This is a genomic window from Bacillus sp. FJAT-26390, assembly GCF_001682865.1.
In the GTDB taxonomy this organism is placed as follows: domain Bacteria; phylum Bacillota; class Bacilli; order Paenibacillales; family Paenibacillaceae; genus Pristimantibacillus.
In genome coordinates this window covers 1,236,849-1,256,106 of record NZ_MAQX01000001.1, presented here as the reverse complement: position 1 = coordinate 1,256,106, position 19,258 = coordinate 1,236,849, and the positions used below count along the sequence as shown (strand labels likewise).

At 47.8% G+C, this 19,258-nt stretch carries 14 protein-coding genes; 11 read left to right on the top strand and 3 right to left on the bottom strand.

Going from position 1 to position 19,258, the window contains the following annotated elements; translation table 11 throughout:
* Positions 1 to 13 precede the first annotated feature (13 nt).
* Complete coding sequence (locus A7975_RS05950; RefSeq protein ID WP_065384479.1) at positions 14 to 802, top strand: HAD family hydrolase; 789 nt, start codon at positions 14 to 16, stop codon at positions 800 to 802.
* Positions 803 to 876: 74 nt separating this feature from the next.
* Here the strand turns inward: A7975_RS05950 and A7975_RS05945 are convergent, their stop codons facing one another.
* Positions 877 to 1,425: a 1,2-dihydroxy-3-keto-5-methylthiopentene dioxygenase gene (locus A7975_RS05945; protein ID WP_065384478.1), complete on the bottom strand. Its 549-nt coding sequence runs from the start codon at positions 1,423 to 1,425 to the stop codon at positions 877 to 879.
* A gap of 142 nt (positions 1,426 to 1,567) precedes the next feature.
* Between A7975_RS05945 and metH the strand changes: the two genes are divergently transcribed.
* Positions 1,568 to 5,008 carry a methionine synthase gene (gene metH, locus A7975_RS05940; protein ID WP_065384477.1) on the top strand — a complete coding sequence of 1,147 codons (3,441 nt, stop codon included), beginning with the start codon at positions 1,568 to 1,570 and terminating at the stop codon, positions 5,006 to 5,008.
* Between the two features lie 113 nt (positions 5,009 to 5,121).
* Positions 5,122 to 6,063, top strand: coding sequence for a ribonuclease Z (gene rnz, locus A7975_RS05935; RefSeq protein WP_053376231.1), 942 nt, complete (start codon positions 5,122 to 5,124; stop codon positions 6,061 to 6,063).
* A gap of 96 nt (positions 6,064 to 6,159) precedes the next feature.
* Here rnz and A7975_RS05930 read toward each other — a convergent pair whose 3' ends face one another.
* Positions 6,160 to 6,771: an SdpI family protein gene (locus tag A7975_RS05930; protein ID WP_053376230.1), complete on the bottom strand. Its 612-nt coding sequence runs from the start codon at positions 6,769 to 6,771 to the stop codon at positions 6,160 to 6,162.
* Entirely contained in the window at positions 6,761 to 7,054 is a 294-nt protein-coding gene (locus A7975_RS05925; RefSeq protein WP_065384476.1) for an autorepressor SdpR family transcription factor, read from the bottom strand. Before A7975_RS05925 ends, A7975_RS05930 begins: the two co-directional genes overlap by 11 nt.
* Positions 7,055 to 7,284: 230 nt before the next feature.
* Here A7975_RS05925 and A7975_RS05920 point away from each other — a divergent pair, with 230 nt between their 5' ends.
* The 8 genes from A7975_RS05920 (at position 7,285) to A7975_RS05885 (ending at position 19,239) form a co-directional block, all read left to right on the top strand.
* Entirely contained in the window at positions 7,285 to 9,534 is a 2,250-nt protein-coding gene (locus tag A7975_RS05920; RefSeq protein WP_065384475.1) for a DEAD/DEAH box helicase, read from the top strand.
* Positions 9,535 to 9,644: 110 nt separating this feature from the next.
* A complete protein-coding gene (locus A7975_RS05915; RefSeq protein WP_065384474.1) occupies positions 9,645 to 10,946 on the top strand; it encodes a ribonuclease H-like domain-containing protein in 1,302 nt (433 codons plus the stop codon).
* 138 nt (positions 10,947 to 11,084) lie between these two features.
* On the top strand, positions 11,085 to 11,897 hold the full coding sequence (locus tag A7975_RS05910) for a TIGR01457 family HAD-type hydrolase (RefSeq protein WP_053376226.1): 813 nt from the start codon (positions 11,085 to 11,087) through the stop codon (positions 11,895 to 11,897).
* 39 nt (positions 11,898 to 11,936) lie between these two features.
* Positions 11,937 to 12,752: an Fpg/Nei family DNA glycosylase gene (locus tag A7975_RS05905; RefSeq protein WP_065384473.1), complete on the top strand. Its 816-nt coding sequence runs from the start codon at positions 11,937 to 11,939 to the stop codon at positions 12,750 to 12,752.
* 42 nt (positions 12,753 to 12,794) lie between these two features.
* The gene (locus tag A7975_RS05900) at positions 12,795 to 13,127 is read left to right on the top strand and encodes a cyclic-phosphate processing receiver domain-containing protein (protein WP_053376224.1); all 333 of its coding nucleotides are present in this window, start codon (positions 12,795 to 12,797) and stop codon (positions 13,125 to 13,127) included.
* A gap of 1,682 nt (positions 13,128 to 14,809) precedes the next feature.
* Positions 14,810 to 15,826 (top strand): 23S rRNA (cytidine(2498)-2'-O)-methyltransferase RlmM, encoded by a 1,017-nt coding sequence (locus A7975_RS05895; RefSeq protein ID WP_065384472.1) that lies wholly within the window; start codon positions 14,810 to 14,812, stop codon positions 15,824 to 15,826.
* A 109-nt stretch (positions 15,827 to 15,935) separates the two neighbouring features.
* A complete protein-coding gene (locus tag A7975_RS05890) occupies positions 15,936 to 17,690 on the top strand; it encodes a sensor histidine kinase (RefSeq protein WP_053376222.1) in 1,755 nt (584 codons plus the stop codon).
* Positions 17,683 to 19,239, top strand: a complete 1,557-nt coding sequence (locus tag A7975_RS05885) for a response regulator transcription factor (RefSeq protein WP_065384471.1) — start codon at positions 17,683 to 17,685, stop codon at positions 19,237 to 19,239. Before A7975_RS05890 ends, A7975_RS05885 begins: the two co-directional genes overlap by 8 nt.
* The last annotated feature ends 19 nt before the right edge of the window (positions 19,240 to 19,258 follow it).

Here is a 19,258-nt window from a genome sequence, read left to right as displayed (position 1 = left end):
AGTTCGAACAACGATGGCTAAACAAGCAGTATTATTTGATTTGGACGACACATTGCTGTGGGATGACCTCAGCGTAAAGGAAGCGTTTGAAGCTACATGCCAAGCGGCAGCGGATGCGACAGGCGTAGATCCTGCAGAGCTCGAGGAATCGGTTCGCCGTGAAGCGAGAGCCCTTTATGAATCGTATGAAACATTTCCTTTTACGAAGATGATCGGAATCAACCCGTTTGAAGGACTTTGGGCGCCTTTTCGCGAAGGCGAGCAAGAGGAATTCCGTAAGCTTGAGAGTCTCGCTCCCGGCTATCGTAAAGCGGCTTGGACACAAGGCCTGAAAGCACTTGGCGTAGATGATGAAGAGCTTGGCGTGAGGCTTGCCGAGCAATTTCCTGCTGAACGTCGCGCACGTCCTATCGTATACGAAGAAACGTTCCGTGTTCTAGACGCACTCAAAGGAAAGTACAAGCTGCTTTTGCTGACGAACGGATCTCCTGATTTGCAGCGGGAAAAGCTTGCCGGCGTACCGGAACTGATTCCTTATTTCGATCATATTATAATTTCGGGTGAATTCGGTCAAGGCAAACCAGCCGCTTCTATCTTTAAGCACGCGCTTGAGCGTCTCGGCGTCGAAGAGGATCACGGCATAATGGTGGGCGATAAGCTCACGACGGATATTCTCGGTGCGAATACGATAGGCATGACCTCGGTTTGGATCAATCGCCACGGCGCTGTACGCACGGACGAAATCGTTCCTACCCATGAAATTAAGCATTTAGAAGAGCTGCTGCAGCTGCTAGGCTCTTAAATAATAGCAACAAAAAGCCCCTCGTATGCAGCTTTAGCTGCTAACGAGGGGCTTGCATTATGTTAAAATAAGTTTTACGCTTTGGTTCCTGCGAACTTCTCGTCAGCAAATGGATGAGCAATCCAGCCTTCTGTTTCGATGAATAGGCGAACAGCTACGATTTGACGGTTGTCCATTAGCGTGAAGAAATGCGGCTTGTATTCCGGTACGGAAATCACGTCGCCAGCTTCGAGTTCAACGTCAAAATAACCAACATCATCCGTACCTTTGATAATGAAGATGCCGCGTCCAGCAGTAATTGCACGAACTTCATCTTCCGTATGGGTATGAACGTTTTCGAATTTTTTAAGAAGCTCATCAAGGTTAGGCGTAGCATCGGACAATGCGATGATATCCCATGTTTTATAGCCGCGACGAGCAGCCAAGTCTTGGATTTCGTCGTCATAAGTCGCTAATATTTGCTGCTTCTCTTCATCGGAGAGAACAAATTTTTGTTGTAAGCCTTCTTCCAGCTTAGCTGGGTTCCAATGCTCGTAAAGCACCTCTTGGTTTTCTAGAAATGCACGGACAGCCTCTTCACCTTGAATCCGTTCCTCTGTATTGCGAATTCTAATTTCAGCCATGAACATTCCCTCTTTTCCTATAGAAATAAAATGATATAATTATTATAAATCAATTTAAATCGATTGTCGATGGATTTACCTTTTCACATAAAAGGTATTCTGATAAACTATGGGTTAATGATTTTGGGAAGGGTGTAGTAAATTGTCGAAACCGACCATACAACAAATGCTTCAAGAGCGCATACTCATTTTGGACGGCGCGATGGGTACAATGATTCAGCAAGCGAATTTAAATGAGGATGATTTTGGCGGAGCAGAGCTGGATGGCTGTAATGAAATGCTCGTTCTGACTCGTCCTGATGTTATACAATCGATACACGAGCAATATTTAGAAGCAGGCGCGGATATTTTGGAAACGAATACGTTTGGCGCGACAAGCGTTGTTTTGGCGGATTACGATATTCCCGAAAAAGCGAGAGAAATCAATTTGGCTGCCGCCAAACTAGCACGTGATGCCTGTGACAAATACAGCACGCCTGACAAGCCTCGTTATGTAGCCGGCGCACTTGGGCCTACAACGAAAACGCTGTCGGTAACGGGCGGGGTAACATTTGACGAGCTTGTTGAGAGCTATTATGAGCAAGCGCTTGCTTTGATTGAAGCAGACGTAGATGCGCTCTTGCTCGAAACCTCCCAGGATACGCTTAATGTAAAGGCAGGGAGCATCGGCATTCGCAATGCGTTCGACAAGCTCGGCAAAGAGCTTCCGATCATGATCTCCGGGACGATTGAGCCGATGGGAACGACGCTTGCCGGACAAACGATCGAATCGTTTTACATTTCGCTAGAGCATTTGAAGCCTATCTCGATTGGACTGAACTGCGCAACGGGCCCGGAGTTTATGCGTGATCACCTTCGGACACTAAGTGAAATCGCAAACGCTGCGATCAGCTGTTATCCGAATGCCGGCTTGCCGGATGAGAACGGACATTATCATGAATCTCCGGAATCGCTTGCCAAAAAAATGTCGGCATTCGCTGAGCAGGGCTGGTTGAATATTGCCGGAGGCTGCTGCGGAACAACACCTGAGCATATAAGGGTTATGGCGGAGACGATGGCTGCTTATGAGCCGAGGACGAAGATGGGGTCTCATCCAAATGCCGTATCCGGCATAGAGACTGTATTTATCGAGCCTGAAAATCGCCCGATCATGATCGGGGAACGAACCAATATATCCGGTTCGCGCAAATTCAAACGTCTTCTCAAGGAAGAGAAGTTTGATGAAGCTTCTGAAATCGCAAGAGCGCAGGTAAAAGGCGGCGCGCACGTGATTGATATTAACTTGCAGGATACCGATATCGATGAGGCTTATGCAGTCCATCAATTTTTGCCTCAGGTCGTGAAGAAGATCAAAGCGCCGCTCATGCTCGATTCCACTTATGATCATATTATTGAGCTCGGGTTAAAATATTCCCAAGGCAAAGCGATCATAAACTCCATTAACCTTGAGGACGGAGAATCGAAGTTCGAGCAAATTTTGCCGTTGATCCACCGGTATGGCGCCGCAGTCGTTATGATCCTTATCGACGAGCGCGGCCAAGCCGTGACGCGCGAAGCGAAGATGGAGGTTGCGGAGCGATCCTATAACCTGCTGACACAGAAATATAAGATGAATCCAGAGGATATTATTTTTGACCCGAATATGTTCCCTGTCGGCTCTGGCGATCCGCAATACATCGGTTCTGCCGTTGAGACGCTTGAAGGGATTCGGATGATCAAGGAGAAGTTCCCGCTCGCCAAAACGATTCTAGGGCTCAGCAACATTTCCTTCGGTTTGCCGGATGCTGGACGTGAGGTTCTTAACTCCGTGTACTTGTATCATGCAACGAAAGCGGGTCTTGACTATGCGATCGTGAACACGGAGAAGCTGGAGCGTTATGCTTCGATTCCCGATGAGGAGCGCCGCTTGGCAGAGGATCTCATTTACAACACGACAGACGAGACGCTGGCTGCCTTTGTTGCTGCTTTCCGTGACAAGAAGGTTGAGAAGAAGGAAAAAATCTCAAATCTTACGCTGGAGGAGCGTCTTGGCTCATACGTTGTGGAAGGTACGAAGGAAGGGCTTATTCCTGACCTTGACGAAGCGCTCAAGAAGTACTCCGCGATGGACGTCATCAACGGACCGCTTATGCGCGGAATGGAAGAGGTTGGCCGTTTATTCAACGGCAATGAGCTAATCGTAGCAGAGGTGCTGCAAAGCGCTGAGGTGATGAAAGCATCCGTTAACTACCTTGAGAGCTTCATGGAGAAAAACGAATCGTCCGTCAAAGGTAAAATTATTTTGGCAACGGTAAAGGGCGATGTCCATGATATCGGCAAAAACTTAGTTGAAATTATTTTATCGAATAACGGTTACAAAATTATAAATCTAGGCATAAAAGTACCGCCTGAGCAGCTCATTGAGGCTTATCGCAACGAGAAAGTCGACGCGATCGGATTGTCGGGTTTGCTCGTCAAATCTGCTCAGCAAATGGTTATTACCGCACAGGATTTGCGTACAGCAGGCATTGATGCGCCTATCCTTGTCGGCGGCGCTGCGCTGACGCGGAAGTTTACGAAAACAAGAATCGGTCCCGAGTATGACGGCCTTGTCCTTTATGCGAAGGATGCAATGGACGGCCTTGATATTGCGAACAAGCTGATGGACCCTGAGCATCGCTCAAGGCTTGAAGATGAGATGGCCGCGTACAAAGCTTCCGGCGGTGCCGATGAGGAAGAAAAGAAACCGTTGCCGCAATTAACGCGGGCCGTCCGTTCCAAAATTTCTCCGGATGCGCCTGTATTCACGCCACCGGATCTGGACCGTCACGTGCTGCGTGATGTGCCGCTTCCGCATGTCATTCCATATGTGAATATGCAGATGCTGCTTGGCCATCACCTTGGGCTTAAGGGCAATGTCGATAATTTGCTCAAAGAAGGCAATGAAAAAGCGCTGCAGCTGAAAGCGACAGTCGATGATATTTTGCAAAAGGGAACTTCTGAAGGCATCGTGAAAACGCACGGGATGTATCGCTTCTTCCCGGCACAGTCATCGGGCAACGACGTTATTATTTACAACCCGGTAGATCCTTTGCAGGAGATCAAACGGTTCACCTTCCCGCGCCAGCAGGTTGAGCCTTACCTCTGCCTAGCCGATTTCTTGAAATCAGTGGACAGCGGCGTGATGGATTATGTCGGTTTCCTAGTCGTAACGGCTGGCCACGGCATTCGTGAGCTAGCGAACGAATGGAAGGATAACGGCGATTATTTGCGGTCGCATGCGCTGCAATCGGTAGCGCTAGAAGTAGCGGAAGGGATGGCGGAGCGCGTCCACCATATTATGCGTGACATTTGCGGCTATCCAGATCCGGCGGAAATGACGATGAAGCAGCGTCACGGCGCCCGGTACCAAGGTATTCGCGTATCCTTCGGTTACCCGGCTTGTCCGAATCTGGAGGATCAAGAGCCGTTGTTCGATTTGATGAGACCGCAGGATATTGGCGTTGAATTGACGGAAGGCTGCATGATGGAGCCGGAGGCTTCCGTATCTGCGATGGTATTTGCCCATCCGGAAGCGCAATATTTTAACGTAGAGAAACTATAGTTTATAATGATGAAAGAGCCCTTTAGCGTTCGGTCAAACGAGCTGGAGAGGGCTCTTCGTTTCCATTCAGCGCGCAAAAAAAAGCTGCTGCGAATCGTGAGGTGGTCGAGGATATGAATATGTGGTTTTTGGGAACGGGTGCAGGCAGGCCTTCCAAATATCGAAATGTAACGGCTGCTGCGCTTCAGCATCCTGAGCCGCGCTGCAGCTGGTGGTTGTTTGATGCCGGCGAAGCGACGCAGCACCAGCTTATGCGAACCCCGCTTAAGCTAAATAAGATGGAGGCTGTATTTATCACCCATTTGCATGGCGATCATATTTACGGATTGCCAGGCTTGCTCAGCAGCCGCTCGTTCGATGGGGGAGTGTCGCCTGTCCAGCTTTACGGTCCTATTGGGATCAAAAGTTTTATTGATACGATATTTTCAATAAGCGCTACCCAGTTGGACTATGAACTGGTTATTCATGAGTTGTCAGGCGATGAAGGCTTTATTTATGAGGATGATCGTTTCCAGGTTGAGGTGGGATTGCTCGAGCATCGCGTCATTAGCTTTGGTTACCGTGTTACGGAGCGTGAGCAGCCGGGCAAGCTGCTTGTACATAAGCTGAAGGAGCTTGGACTGGAAGCAGGCCCGCTTTACGGGAAGTTAAAGCAAGGGCAGCCCGTTACATCGCCCAGCGGCGCAATCGTAAAGCCTGAGGACGTAACGGGACCTTCCCATATGGGCAGAGTGATAACCATACTTGGAGACACGAAGCCGTGCGATAACGCTTTGAAGCTGGCAATCGGCGCTGATTTGCTGGTGCATGAAGCTACGTTTGCAGCAGGATTGGAAGAGAAAGCGCATGAATTCGGGCATTGTACAACGGCAGAGGCAGCGGCAACAGCTGCAAAAGCAGGAGCGAAGCAGCTCGTCATGACTCATTTTAGCGGGCGGTACAGCAACGAGGATCTTAGCCAATTAGAGGCGGAGGCAGCGGCGTATTTTCCAAATGCAATAGCGGCAACGGATTTGCTTCAAATCGAAATTGCTCGTGGCGTTCTAAGCGAATAGGAGCCGCTAGACTATTTTTGAAAATAATAAAACAAAAACAAGCCTTAGAATCTCTTCTAAGGCTTGTTTGGCGTATATGTGATAGCAGTTCAAAATTCACTTGTTATCCTTGCCAAAATGAAACGACAAGTAAACGGATGCGAGCACAATCGTGACGATAATTCCGAAGAAGAGGATCGTCTGAAGAAGGGGAGGAACGAACGCAGCAGCAATCATCAGCAAGCCGCCCAATACATAATATTTGGCTGCGGACTTATGCGTTTTTTTCCAATTGCTTTCGTTTGCAAGCGTGTAATTCGTTTTTATCCCGATAAAGCTGTTGGGCTGAAATTGCGGCATATGCCATCCCGTTAGCGTCAAGATAACACCAACCATAGGCAGTATAACCATTGCAATGTTGAAGTCTACGCCGTAGCCAAACGCTATCGTTACGCTGTGCAGCACTAACAGGCAGAGTAGCGTTACATTTTGCACGATCAAAATGCTCGATTTATGTTTAATATAGTTTTGTTTTCTGGGAAGGACGACGATTAAGATAACCATTAATGCAGGAAGCAGTAAGAGTGCAAATGCTTTGTGTGCAAATCCGTTGACTTCATTGCTGACATTCCAGTGGATGGCCATTTGCTCCGGCATGTCTGGATACGTAACGATGCTTCCGGTTAGGGCGATGGCAACGATGATCCAAGATAAGATGCTAGATTTCATTCCTCTTCATTCCCCCCGGATCTGATTGCTGAAAGGAGACGAACCATTTTAATAAATCTTGGAAAACGGTAGAGTTGAGGGAATAATAAATATGCTGGCCTTTACGCTCATCCGATACGAGCTCAGCCTGTTTGAGCAAGCTAAGATGATGGGAAATGCTAGGTTTTGACATTTGGAAATGATCCGCGATCTCCCCGGCAGTCAAATCCCGCTCGCGCAATAACTCCAATATGATACGCCTTGTCGGGTCAGACAGTGCTTTGAAAGCAAGATTGATGGACATTAACGTCTTCCTTCCCAGTTTAACCTATATATGGGTTAGAGATTTAGGTAACTATCTAAATATAATTTTACATAACTATAACGGTTCCAAACGACACTGTCAATTTGAGGGGATCACTAATGATGCCCACAAAATGGGTTTATCATAGCAAGTGTTTTCCAGCGATTCTCCCTATCTAGTCAATCGAACAAATATTCGCTAAAATGTAGGTATAAAGAGGTGAGTACGCCATGTTCAAAAAGAAGACGCTAGCAGAATTAATTCAGGAGCTGCGGGGCAATGAAAATATCGTGAATTGGCATGAAATCGAACCGCAGGATGCCAAATATAAACCTATACCAAACACAGTAGATTCCAGAATAGCCGATGCGCTTGCAAGGCGCGGCATAGATCAGCTCTATTCTCACCAGTATTCAGCTTACATGGCTGTTGAGAAGGGTGAAAACATTGTAGCGGTTACGCCAACGGCATCCGGAAAAACGATGTGCTACAACCTGCCGGTGCTGCAGGCCATTGCGGCAGACGATACGAGCAGAGCGTTATATCTTTTTCCAACTAAAGCATTGTCGCAGGACCAAAAAAGCGAATTAACCGAAATCATAGATGAGATGGGCATTGATATCAAAAGCTTTACGTATGACGGGGACACGTCGCCTGCGATACGCCAGAAAGTAAGGAAAGCCGGTCATATTGTCATCACGAATCCGGACATGCTGCATTCGGGCATTTTGCCGCACCATACGAAATGGGTAAGCCTATTTGAAAATTTAAAATATATCGTCATTGACGAGCTTCACACGTATCGGGGCGTATTTGGCAGCCATGTTGCCAATGTCCTGCGGAGATTGAAACGGATATGCCATTTTTACGGGAGCAACCCTACATTTATATGTACGTCTGCAACGATTGCCAATCCGAAGGAATTAGCTGAGCAGTTAACTGGTGAGCCTATGCGGCTTATTGATGATAATGGGGCGCCTAGAGGGAGAAAACATTTTGTTTTCTACAATCCGCCAATCGTGAACCAGCCTCTCAATATTAGAAAGAGCGCAACAGTAGAGGTAAACCATCTGGCTACCGAGTTTCTGAAAAATAAAATTCAAACGATCATTTTCGCAAGAAGCCGCGTGCGCGTAGAGCTTATTCTCAGCCACATTCAAGAGCTTGTTAAAAATCAGATCGGCGCCAAATCAATACGGGGCTACCGGGGCGGTTATTTACCGAATCAGCGGCGCGAGATTGAAAAGGGGCTGCGGGCCGGCGATATTCTTGGCGTAGTCAGTACGAATGCGCTTGAGCTTGGCGTAGATATAGGGCAGCTGCAGGTATGCGTCATGACCGGTTATCCTGGCAGCGTAGCCAGCACCTGGCAGCAAGCAGGCAGAGCGGGACGCAGACACGGCGAGGCGCTTATTTTGATGGTAGCCAGCTCGACACCCATTGACCAGCATATCGTGCAAAATCCCGACTACTTTTTTGACCGCAACCCGGAAGCAGCTCGTATCAATCCGGAGAACCTGCTTATTCTAGTGGACCATCTCCGCTGCGCGGCGTATGAGCTTCCATTCAAAGCTACGGAGCAGTTCGGACCTGTGGATGTCGTTGAAATCATGGAATATTTAGTGGAAGAACGAATCTTGCACCGGAACGGAGAAACGTTTTATTGGGCAAATCAGTCCTTCCCGGCGAGCAACATTAGCTTGCGTTCCGCATCACAAGAAAACGTGGTCATTATCGATCAATCAAATACAGCTGACGTTAAAATCATTGGCGAAATGGACCGATTCAGCGCGATGACTCTTTTGCACGACGAAGCGATCTACTTGCATGAAGGCGTTCAATTCCAAGTTGAAAAGCTGGACTGGGAGCATAAGAAGGCTTATGTGCGGGAAGTGGATGTTGAATATTACACGGATGCCAACCTAGCCGTAAACTTAAAGGTTTTGCAGATAGATAAGGTAACGGAAAGAAGCCATACATCGTTAAATTTTGGAGACGTCGCGATAAACGCTATCCCAACTATTTTCAAAAAAATCAAATTGACCAGCGGAGAAAATATCGGCTCTGGCCCTATCCATCTTCCCGAAGAAGAATTACATACCAGTGCTGCCTGGATGGAATTAAAACAAGTGGACCCTGAAATTGGGGAGAAAACGTTGGAACAGCTGCTGCTTGGCATCGCGAACGTCATGCGGCATATTGCGCCTGTAATGGTCATGTGCGATCGAAACGACATGCATGTCGTATCCCAAATTAAAGCGGCGCATACCGGACTGCCGACCGTCTTTCTTTATGACCATTATCCAGGAGGAATTGGACTCGCTGAGGATGTTTACAAACGATTCGACGAAATCAAGAACGCAGCAAAAAATCTAATACAAAAGTGTTCTTGCAAGGATGGATGCCCGGCATGCATAGGCTCGGAGATAGAAGGAATCAATGGGAAGCACAGAAGTATTCAGCTTTTGGATCAGTTTTAATTCGTGTGCGATTTAGAGCTTATAATTGAAGTATGTTTTGCATATGTGAAAATATCGAAAACGGCAATAGCAGCAGCGCTGGAGCTTAAGACAGAAGCGGGGGTTAAACGATGAGCAGCATGAGAGAGCGTATGAATCGGCTGCGCGGAGAAAGCACGGAGAAGGACAAGCAGAGTGAAGCAACGCCCGCTGTGAGCGAGGATTATAACGAGGTTTCTCTTGGGGAGGAAGAAGAGCAGCTGTCACCCGTGTGGGAGACATTCGATGTAAAGCTGTTGACGAACGAAACGGGCAGCTTTCTGCTTCGGAAAATCGTTTATCCAATCAACCATCGCCACGGTCATCATGCGATCGAAGAGCTGATTGAGGCGGCGCCGGGATTGTCTTCGTTCCATCCGCTGCGTGAAACGTCGGGTGAGCAAATTCTGTATCTTGATTTGGAAACGACAGGCCTTGGCGTAGGAGCGGGTAACATTCCGTTCATGGTCGGCATAGGTTATATGTCGAAAGGTCAATTTGTCATCGAGCAAACGTTGATCAGACATCCGGCAGAAGAGAGGGCGATGCTGATCTATTTGGCGGAAAAGCTGCAGCATTTCACTTTTCTTGCAACCTACAACGGCAAAACCTTCGACTGGCCGCTCGTCCAAAATCGTTTTATTATGCATGGGCTTAGCCGCGGCATGTGGGAGCCGAGACATCTCGATTTTTTGCATCCTTCTAGGTCTTTATGGAAAAACACGCTTGTCTCCTGCAAATTAAGCCATGTCGAAGAGGAGAGGCTGGGCATCCACCGCGAGGACGATGTGCCAGGCTCGCTTGCGCCACAGCTATATTTCCAGTTTTTGTCGGACGGCAATCCCGCTCCGCTTGAAGGTGTATTTCGCCATAATGAAATCGATATGCTCTCGCTTGCTGCCCTATCGATCCGGTTTGGCCATCTGCTGAACGGCAATATCGAACAATATATCCCTTTGCCCGTTGAAACGGAGGAAATGGTCCGTACGGGACTTTGGCTGGAACGCATGGGCAAAACCGAGCTGCCTCACCTGTTGTTTGAACTAGCGATGAAAAAGGATCAGCCGAATCCATCTACGCTTATCATGCTCGCTGAGCGCGACAAGAAGGCTGGAAATTGGGTTCGTGCTGTGTTATTGTGGCAGAAGGCTATTATTCATTCCTCGACTCATTTTGGTGCGGCAGCCCATGAAGCCAGCATCGAGCTTGCTATGTATTACGAGCATAAGCTCAAAGATTATGAATCAGCACTCGGGCACGCGAACCTAGCGTTCGAGCACGCATTAAATCAATCGATGCTCATACGCCGAGATACCAAAAAAAGAGCGGAGCTTGAAGCGCTTCGCAATCGAATTACGCGGCTTCGCCGTAAGGCAGAAAAACAATTGAAATAAACGGGTAACCTTAATATAGGAAAGAGGCGTAATAAAGGCGGCTGCTGGTTAATGGTATGGCTTATCTTATTATGGAGAACGTAAGTTTAGCAACCAGATTTCAACAGCTGCCGTTTGCGCCCTGAGAGGACTTACGCAATGACAGTAAAACAACCGGCAATGCGCGGATTGCTAATTGACCTTGACGGCACGCTTTATCACGGCACCCACCGCATTGATGGTGCAGACACGTTGATCACTTATTTAAGGGAAACAAAGCTTCCGTTTCGGTTTGTAACCAATAATTCATCGGCAACGCCTGAAGACGTAGCCGAGAGACTATTGAAAATGGGAATTCCTGCTGCGGCAGATGAAGTATGTACCTCTGCACAAGCAGCTGCTGAGCATATTTCACGTTTGAAGCCGGGGGCATCCGTTTTTGTAGTCGGAGAAGCGGGTCTTAGAAAGGCTGTTCAAGAAGCAGGCTTATTGCTGACGGAGGAGCAGCCGGATTTTGTACTCCAAGGGATTGACCGTTCCTTTACTTATGAGCGGTTAACGAAGGCGGTACGTTATATACATGGCGGGGCCACTTTCATTTTGACGAATCCTGATTTGCTGCTGCCATCTAGCGATGGCCTCATTCCGGGTGCAGGCTCCATAGGCGCCATGCTTAGGGCAGCCGGTGGCAAGGAGCCCATTCTAATTGGCAAGCCCTCATCTATTCTTATGGGATATTCGTTACGAGAGATTGGATTAAAGGCTGATGAAACATGGGTAGTTGGCGACAACATGGCTACGGATATCGCATTTGGCGAGGCAGCAGGCTGTGGCACGATATTGGTATTAACGGGACTCACAACGGCTGAAAATTTGGATTATTATTCAGAGCAAGCCGGTTGTAAGCCATCGATTATTTGCAATGACTTAGAGAACCTTCGTTTGTATATTTCTGACCATAGAGAGATATAAGACAAAGCAAGCGAAGAACATAGGAAGGAAGCGAGCTTCATGCAGGAACTGCCGGAACTGGACATTTATAGAGCGTTATTAGCGGAGCAATTCGCGGGAGCTCAAATTACCGGTATCGAGATATCGAATGTAAAAGCTTTCCAAGCTAGCGAAGAGCAAATTGAGCGAGATGTCGCAGGCAAAGTGATTTGGTTTGTTGAAAGACGCGGAATGTTTTTGTTGTTTCATTTGGACAATGGCAAGCGCCTATTGCTTCAATTGGGGCAGGGGGCTTATTTGTATAAAGGCAGTGAGACGGATGGGCCGGAACGCGCTGCCCAGGTGAAGCTGCATTTTGGCACAGTCTCTTTATACTTCGGTGGACTGCGCGCGGATGCTCTGCAGCTATTGACTGTTAAGGAAGTTGAGGAGAAGCTGGGACGGTTCGGGCCTGATGCTTTGGACAAAAGACTGACGATCGACCGATTCATCTCTCGTTTTGCCAAAAAACGCGGTTCGATCAAACCGTCATTAATGGACCAAAATGTCATTTCAGGCATTGGCGCGGTTTATTCAGACGAAATATGCTATGCTGCGGCGCTGCGTCCCGATGCAAAAATACCGATGTTCGAACGCGAAACTTGGGAACGCCTATACGAATCGATGCATAATGTATTAAAGGAAGCGATTTCACAGGGCGGAGCGGGAGAGCAGCCTTTTGCCGAGGGAGACAGCTTGACTGGCGGTCATAGCAGCCATTTTTCAGTCTACGAACGCGAGGGTCAAAACTGTCCGCGTTGCGGCGGTGTGATCGAGAAAATTGAAGTATCTGGCCGAAAAGCATTCGTTTGTTCAGACTGCCAAAAGGATCAGTGAATAAAGAAGCTTTAAATCTGACGCTGAACGGGGGACTCATTCATGATTCATGTGTATTTAGATGATTACCGTACATGTCCAAAAGGCTTCGTGCTGGCAAGCAATGCGGAAGAATGCAAGCAGCTGCTAGACCTTGAGACGATCGGTATTCTATCACTAGATTACGATCTAGGATGGGCCCAGCCTACAGGCTACGAAGTGGTGCGCCATATCGTAGAGACAGGTCGCTACCCCGAGCAAATCTTCTTGCACACCTCAAGCGCGGCTGGACGCATGCAAATGTACCATATGTTATCAACAAACGCGCCAGCAGAGACCAAGCTGCACAATGGTCCCATGACGGACGCGCTATTAAATAAAATAGCTGGTCGGTAATTTTTCACCCAGACCCTCGAGGGTTTAACACCCAACCCCTTAAGGGCTTAAAACCCAACCCCTTAAGGGCTTAAAACCCAACCCCTTAAGGGCTTAAAACCCAACCCCTTAAGGGCTTAAAACCCAACCCCTTAAGGGCTTAAACCCCAACCCCTTAAGGGCTTAAACCCCAACCCCTTAAGGGCTTAAACCCCAACCCCTTAAGGGCTTAAACCCCAACCCCTTAAGGGCTTAAACCCCAACCCCTTAAGGGCTTAAACCCCAACCCCTTAAGGGCTTAAACCCCAACCCCTTAAGGGCTTAAACCCCAACCCCTTAAGGGCTTAAACCCCAACCCCTTAAGGGCTTAAACCCCAACCCCTTAAGGGCTTAAACCCCAACCCCTTAAGGGCTTAAACCCCAACCCCTTAAGGGCTTAAACCCCAACCCCTTAAGGGCTTAAACCCCAACCCCTTAAGGGCTTAAACCCCAACCCCTTAAGGGCTTAAACCCCAACCCCTTAAGGGCTTAAACCCCAACCCCTTAAGGGCTTAAACCCCAACCCCTTAAGGGCTTAAACCCCAACCCCTTAAGGGCTTAAACCCCAACCCCTTAAGGGCTTAAACCCCAACCCCTTAAGGGCTTAAACCCCAACCCCTTAAGGGCTTAAACCCCAACCCCTTAAGGGCTTAAACCCCAACCCCTTAAGGGCTTAAACCCCAACCCCTTAAGGGCTTAAACCCCAACCCCTTAAGGGCTTAAAACCAAACCTTTAAAGGCTTTTCGAACCCACCCAAACCCTCCCTTCCAAGGGAGGGCCCCAAGGGTTGCACCCTCTGGACACCCGCAACTGGACTAACGTGTAAGCCAGTCAGGCGCTCGCGAGTTGGGGGAGAGCATCGAACGCTTTCGTCCCGTTGGGACACGCTTGCATTGTGGTGCACTCGTGTTACCTCCTAAACCGTTAAACGTTGGAGATACAGTGCGGTGGACAAGCCTATTTTGGAAGTTGGACCGCTTTCGTCCTTTCAGGACACGCTTTCAGGTATGTGATTTAAAACGAATAATCTCATTTCGTGGTGCTAATCGTAGTTCGTAAAACTATGTTTACAGTTTTAGTTTCACGAAATGTGACGAATTCGGTTATAATACAAGTAATGCTCTCATTCATTGCTTAATAAAAAAGTTAAGTAAGTACCAGAGGAATCCATGCGCACTAGCGCATCCAATGTAAGCGTGTCCCAAAGGGACGAAAGCGATCCTATCGCAACCTAACTTATAAGCGTCTCAGATCATCCAACGTTACTCAGGTGTTATGCCGTTTAGGCAACACGTGCGCACACCCTGTAAGCGTGTCCTGATAGGGACGAAAGCGATCCTTCCGTCGACGTATCTCGCGAGCACATCTTTAGCTCAGACGTTAGTCCAATTGCAGGTGTCCAGAGGACGCAGTCCTTGGGGCCCTCCCTTGGAAGGGAGGGTTTGGGAGGGTTCGAAAAGCTTTTAAGTTTGGTTGTAAGCCCTTTAGGGTTGGGTTTGGAATAACCTTTAAAGGTTAGGTTTTTTAACTCCCTTTAGGGCTCGGGGTATTAACTCCTTTTAGGGGCTTGGGGTTTAAAATCCCTTTAAGGGGCAGGGGGTAAAAAGGTTCCTCCAAGGGACCTTCCCCAGGGTAATTCACATATGAAAGAGGTTTATGCTACGTGAGTCAATGGATCGGAACAGCCAATCAAACTTATGCACCTTATGCGATGGAAGAGCTTCGCAGATTGATCGAGGGTGTAGCCTTTACGCAGCTTGCGGCAGGAGAAGTGTTCCTGATGACGAGTCCGCAATCTCGGGAAGAGACGCTGCAGGCGATTTTGCAGCAGGAGCCGATCTTTTTGCGGCATGTGCAGCCGGTGGACCGGACGATCGAAATTACCGGTAATGCCAATGATTTAGAGCAATTGTCGGATATGGTGCGCAATGCCGTGCTGACCTTTGAAAATAAACGAGTTGCCGTACACATTAGACGCGCTTCAAAATCGGAGTTTGTTTATTCCGCTGCAGATACGAAAGCGGTGCTTGATGCGGTACTGGATGAGATCGGTGCCGAGACGGTTGTTCAGCAGCCAGAGGTCATTATTGCGATCTATGCCGCAGTCAATCAGCTTTTTATCGGCTTTGGCGCGCCATCGGACATGCTGTCGGATTGGCCGGGCGGGGCGGTACGCTTCCAGAGAGAAGAAGGACAAGTATCCCGCGCCAAATTCAAGCTGCTTGAAGCAGAACGTGAATTTGGGCTGAACTACGCCGGCTACCAGAATGCGCTTGATGTAGGCGCTGCGCCGGGCGGCTGGACTTCACTTTTGCTGGAGCGCGGCTTGCGGGTCACCGCAGTTGATCCTGCTGAGCTTCATCCATCGCTTATGGCTTATCCGACTTTAACCTATTTGAAACGAAACGCTTCGGAGGTTAAATTTAATGCGAGCTCATTCGATTTGCTAGTTTGCGATATGAGCTGGAGCCCGATGCTGATGTGCAAGCTGGTGCTTGATCTGGAGCCTGCCCTTGCGAAGGGCGCTACAGCGATCATCACGGTTAAGCTCATGCACCGCAAACCGCTTCAGACGATTAGAGATGTCATTTCCAGACTTTCTACGGAGTTTTCGCTGCAAAAAGCGAAGCAATTGTTTCATAATAGAGAAGAGATTACTTTATATTTGATCAAAAAATAACACAAACCGCCCTCGCCGCGAGGCAGGGCGTTCTTTTTTGCAATCAGAAGTATAAGGGCTTGCCAACAATAGCTGAAACCATCTTATCGTGGGTAGGAGGCTTTTTTTAGTGCCTAATTTGAAAGCGCTTTATACGAATTTGCGGATCAAACACAAGATGTTTGTGCTGATCTCAGTCATCATGCTTGTCGTTGCCGTGCTTGCTATTGTGATTCAGCAATATGCTTTTGATTTTTATGATCAGGAGATCTATAAACAGTCTTCTAAGGCGCTCAGCCTATCATCCATCAGCATCGAGAACGAATTAAAGAAAATGGAGAAGCTGACGTTCATGCTCGCGACGGATTCGACCATTCAAAACTATTTGAGATCGATCAAGAGCGGCTTGTCTGATTACGATAATTATGTCGTCCAACTGACGGTGAAGGAACGAATGGTTAACATCGGCGCGCTTGATAAATATGTGCTCTCCGCCCAGCTGTATGACGTGAACGACAATGAGTATGCGGTTGGCGCCAACTCGGTAACCGTATATCAGGACCGTCTGGACGTTTATAAGAAATTAACGGCGGTGAACAAGGGCGGTAACACGTGGATTGCGCCTTACAGCAACGATAAGTCCTTAATTGCAGCGCGTGAGGTGAGATCCTTTCAGCAGCTGAAACTAGACTATATCGGCACTTTAGCGCTGCGCATCGATATGAACAAGCTGTTTCGCGACCTTGCCAAGGGTATGAACAGCAATGACGCACAGCTCATCATCATGAAAAATAACGAAGCGGTATACCCGGAAGCCTCCGCTTTTCCGATCGATAAGTTATCTGAGTTAACCGGCAAGGAAGGTTATAAGGTCATCCGTTCTGAGGGCAAGCAGTACTTCGTAACGTATATTGCATCAACGTATACCGATTGGACCTACTATACGCTCATTCCTTTTGATGATATTTTTGAACGCGTTGCGAAGGTGAAAAATACGATTATACTCATTTTTGCGATACTGTTCATCGTCATTCTCTTTATAGCCGTCAGTTTTGCGAAAGGGATTACGGAGCCGATAGAACGGTTGAATGCAAAAATGAAAAAGGTGCAGCTCGGCAATTTCGAATACACGGAAGAGCCGAACGAGCGGCCGCTTGCGATGGATGAAGCCGGACAATTGCATCGGAATTTTCGCATCATGGTGGAGCGCATCAATGAGCTTATCCATGAGAACTACGTGAAGCAGCTGACGATTCGCGATACGGAGTTCAAGGCGCTTCAGGCGCAGATCAACCCTCATTTTTTGTACAATACGCTGGAGTCGATCAACTGGTCGGCCAAGCTGAACAACCAGACGCATATTTCGCAAATGGTCGAAGCATTGGGCTCGCTGCTCAGAACCTCTATCAATCTCAAGGAGCCGCTCATTCCGCTGAGCAAGGAGCTTGATATTATCAATCATTATGTGACGATCCAAAAATATCGATTCGAGGAACGGCTGGATTTCCATGTGGACGTGCCTGAGAAGCTGCTCTATTGCAGCATTCCGAAGCTTTCGCTGCAGCCGCTCGTCGAGAATGCGATCAATTATGGGCTGGAGCAAATGATTGATACGTGCAAAATTAGCATTCATGCTTATGTAGAGGACAAGCTGTTGTACATCTCGGTCGAGGATAACGGTCCTGGCATGGAGGAGTCATTTGTTGCACAGCTGCTTAGCGGTCAAGTGAAAACAAAAGGCTCAGGCTTAGGCTTGAAAAATATCGAGGACCGCATTAAGCTTCTATACGGCGAAGCCTATGGGCTTTCTGTTGATAGCGAACCAAACGGTGGCACGAGAGTTACGCTAATGCTTCCTTACGAAATGAGGGATATCCATGTATAAGGTGCTGCTTGTCGATGACGAGCGAATTATCGTAGAAGGCATATCGCGCACGGTGAATTGGAACGCATTTCATACGGAGCTTGCCGGCACTGCCCGCAACGGGCTGGAGGCGATGGCTTTTATCGAAGCGAATCTGCCCGACATTGTCATTTCCGATATTAAAATGCCTGGCATGAACGGGCTGCAGCTAGTCGAGAAAGTGTACGAGAGATATCCGCACATCGTCTTCATTTTATTGTCTGGGTTCAGTGAATTTGATTATGCACGCTCGGCTATGCAATATGGCGTCAAGCACTATTTGCTCAAGCCCTGTAATGAGAATACGATTACGGACGCATTAACGGAAGTTATAGCGGAGCTGGAGAAAGAGCAATCAAAGGAAAACTTCATGCTGAATATCCAGAAGGAATTGTCAAAGGTGCTTCCTCACGCGAAGGAGCAGTTTTTGAAGGAGCTCGTTACGAATAAAACATATGGGCAGCGCGATTGGGATGACTATGGAAATTTATTTCATCTAACGATTGAGAATGATAAGGTACAGCTGCTTTTGTTCCAAATCGAAGGGAATTTCGAATTTGAGCATATGTTTGCAGTCAAAAATATTGCGCAGGACGTACTCGGCAGCTCGAATGTGCTTCTCAGCACGACGATCGGGAAACATGTGCTGCTGTTGATTGAAGCGGTTGCCGAAGCAGATCAATTATTTGTATGGCTGAATGAGATTAAAAAAACGTTCTCGACCTATTATAAGATGGATGCGACGGTTGCCGTTAGCGATGCCGGAGCCATTATACATGCCCGCAAAATGTACCGGGATACGCTTGAATGCTTAAACTACCAGTTTTATTTGGGTGAGGGCAGCATCATTACGCAGAAGGATGTTGAACGCGGAGACGATAGCGCGCTTAAGCCATTCTTTTATGATGAAGAGCCGCTTAGCATGCATGTGAAATCGGGTGATTGGTCTTTCGTTCACGCAGAGCTGCAAAACTATTTTAGACTGCTGGCAGACAGCCGAATGGATATGCATTTGTCCAAATCGTATGTTATCCCGCTCTATATTTCCATAGTTAGGCAAGGGAAGCCGGAGGAAATCAATGATTATTTGAAAAAAATCGCCAGCTTCGATCAATTTACGACGCTGCGGGCAACAGAGCAGTTCGTCACCGAAAACGCGGAGAAAATATGCTTGAACAATTTTCATACCCATTCCAAGAAGCACTCGTCTATTATTCATAAAATGATTCTGGTCATCGAGGAGCATATTTCGAATCCTGCATTATCACTGAACTGGGTAGCCAGCGAGATTCTGTACATGAATGCCGATTATTTAGGCAAGCTGTTCAAAAAGGAGACTGGCGAGAAATTTTCCAATTATGTCGTTCGTTTAAGAATGGACAAGGCGATGGAGGAAATCGAGAGAACTGGCGATGTGAAGGTGTTTGAGTTGGCCGAGAAGTTTGGCTTTGGCGATAACCCGCAATATTTTAGTCAAGTGTTCAAAAAGCATACCGGCTTTACTCCATCGGAATATAAAAGGTCGCCATAATGGCGACCTCTGTTTTTTT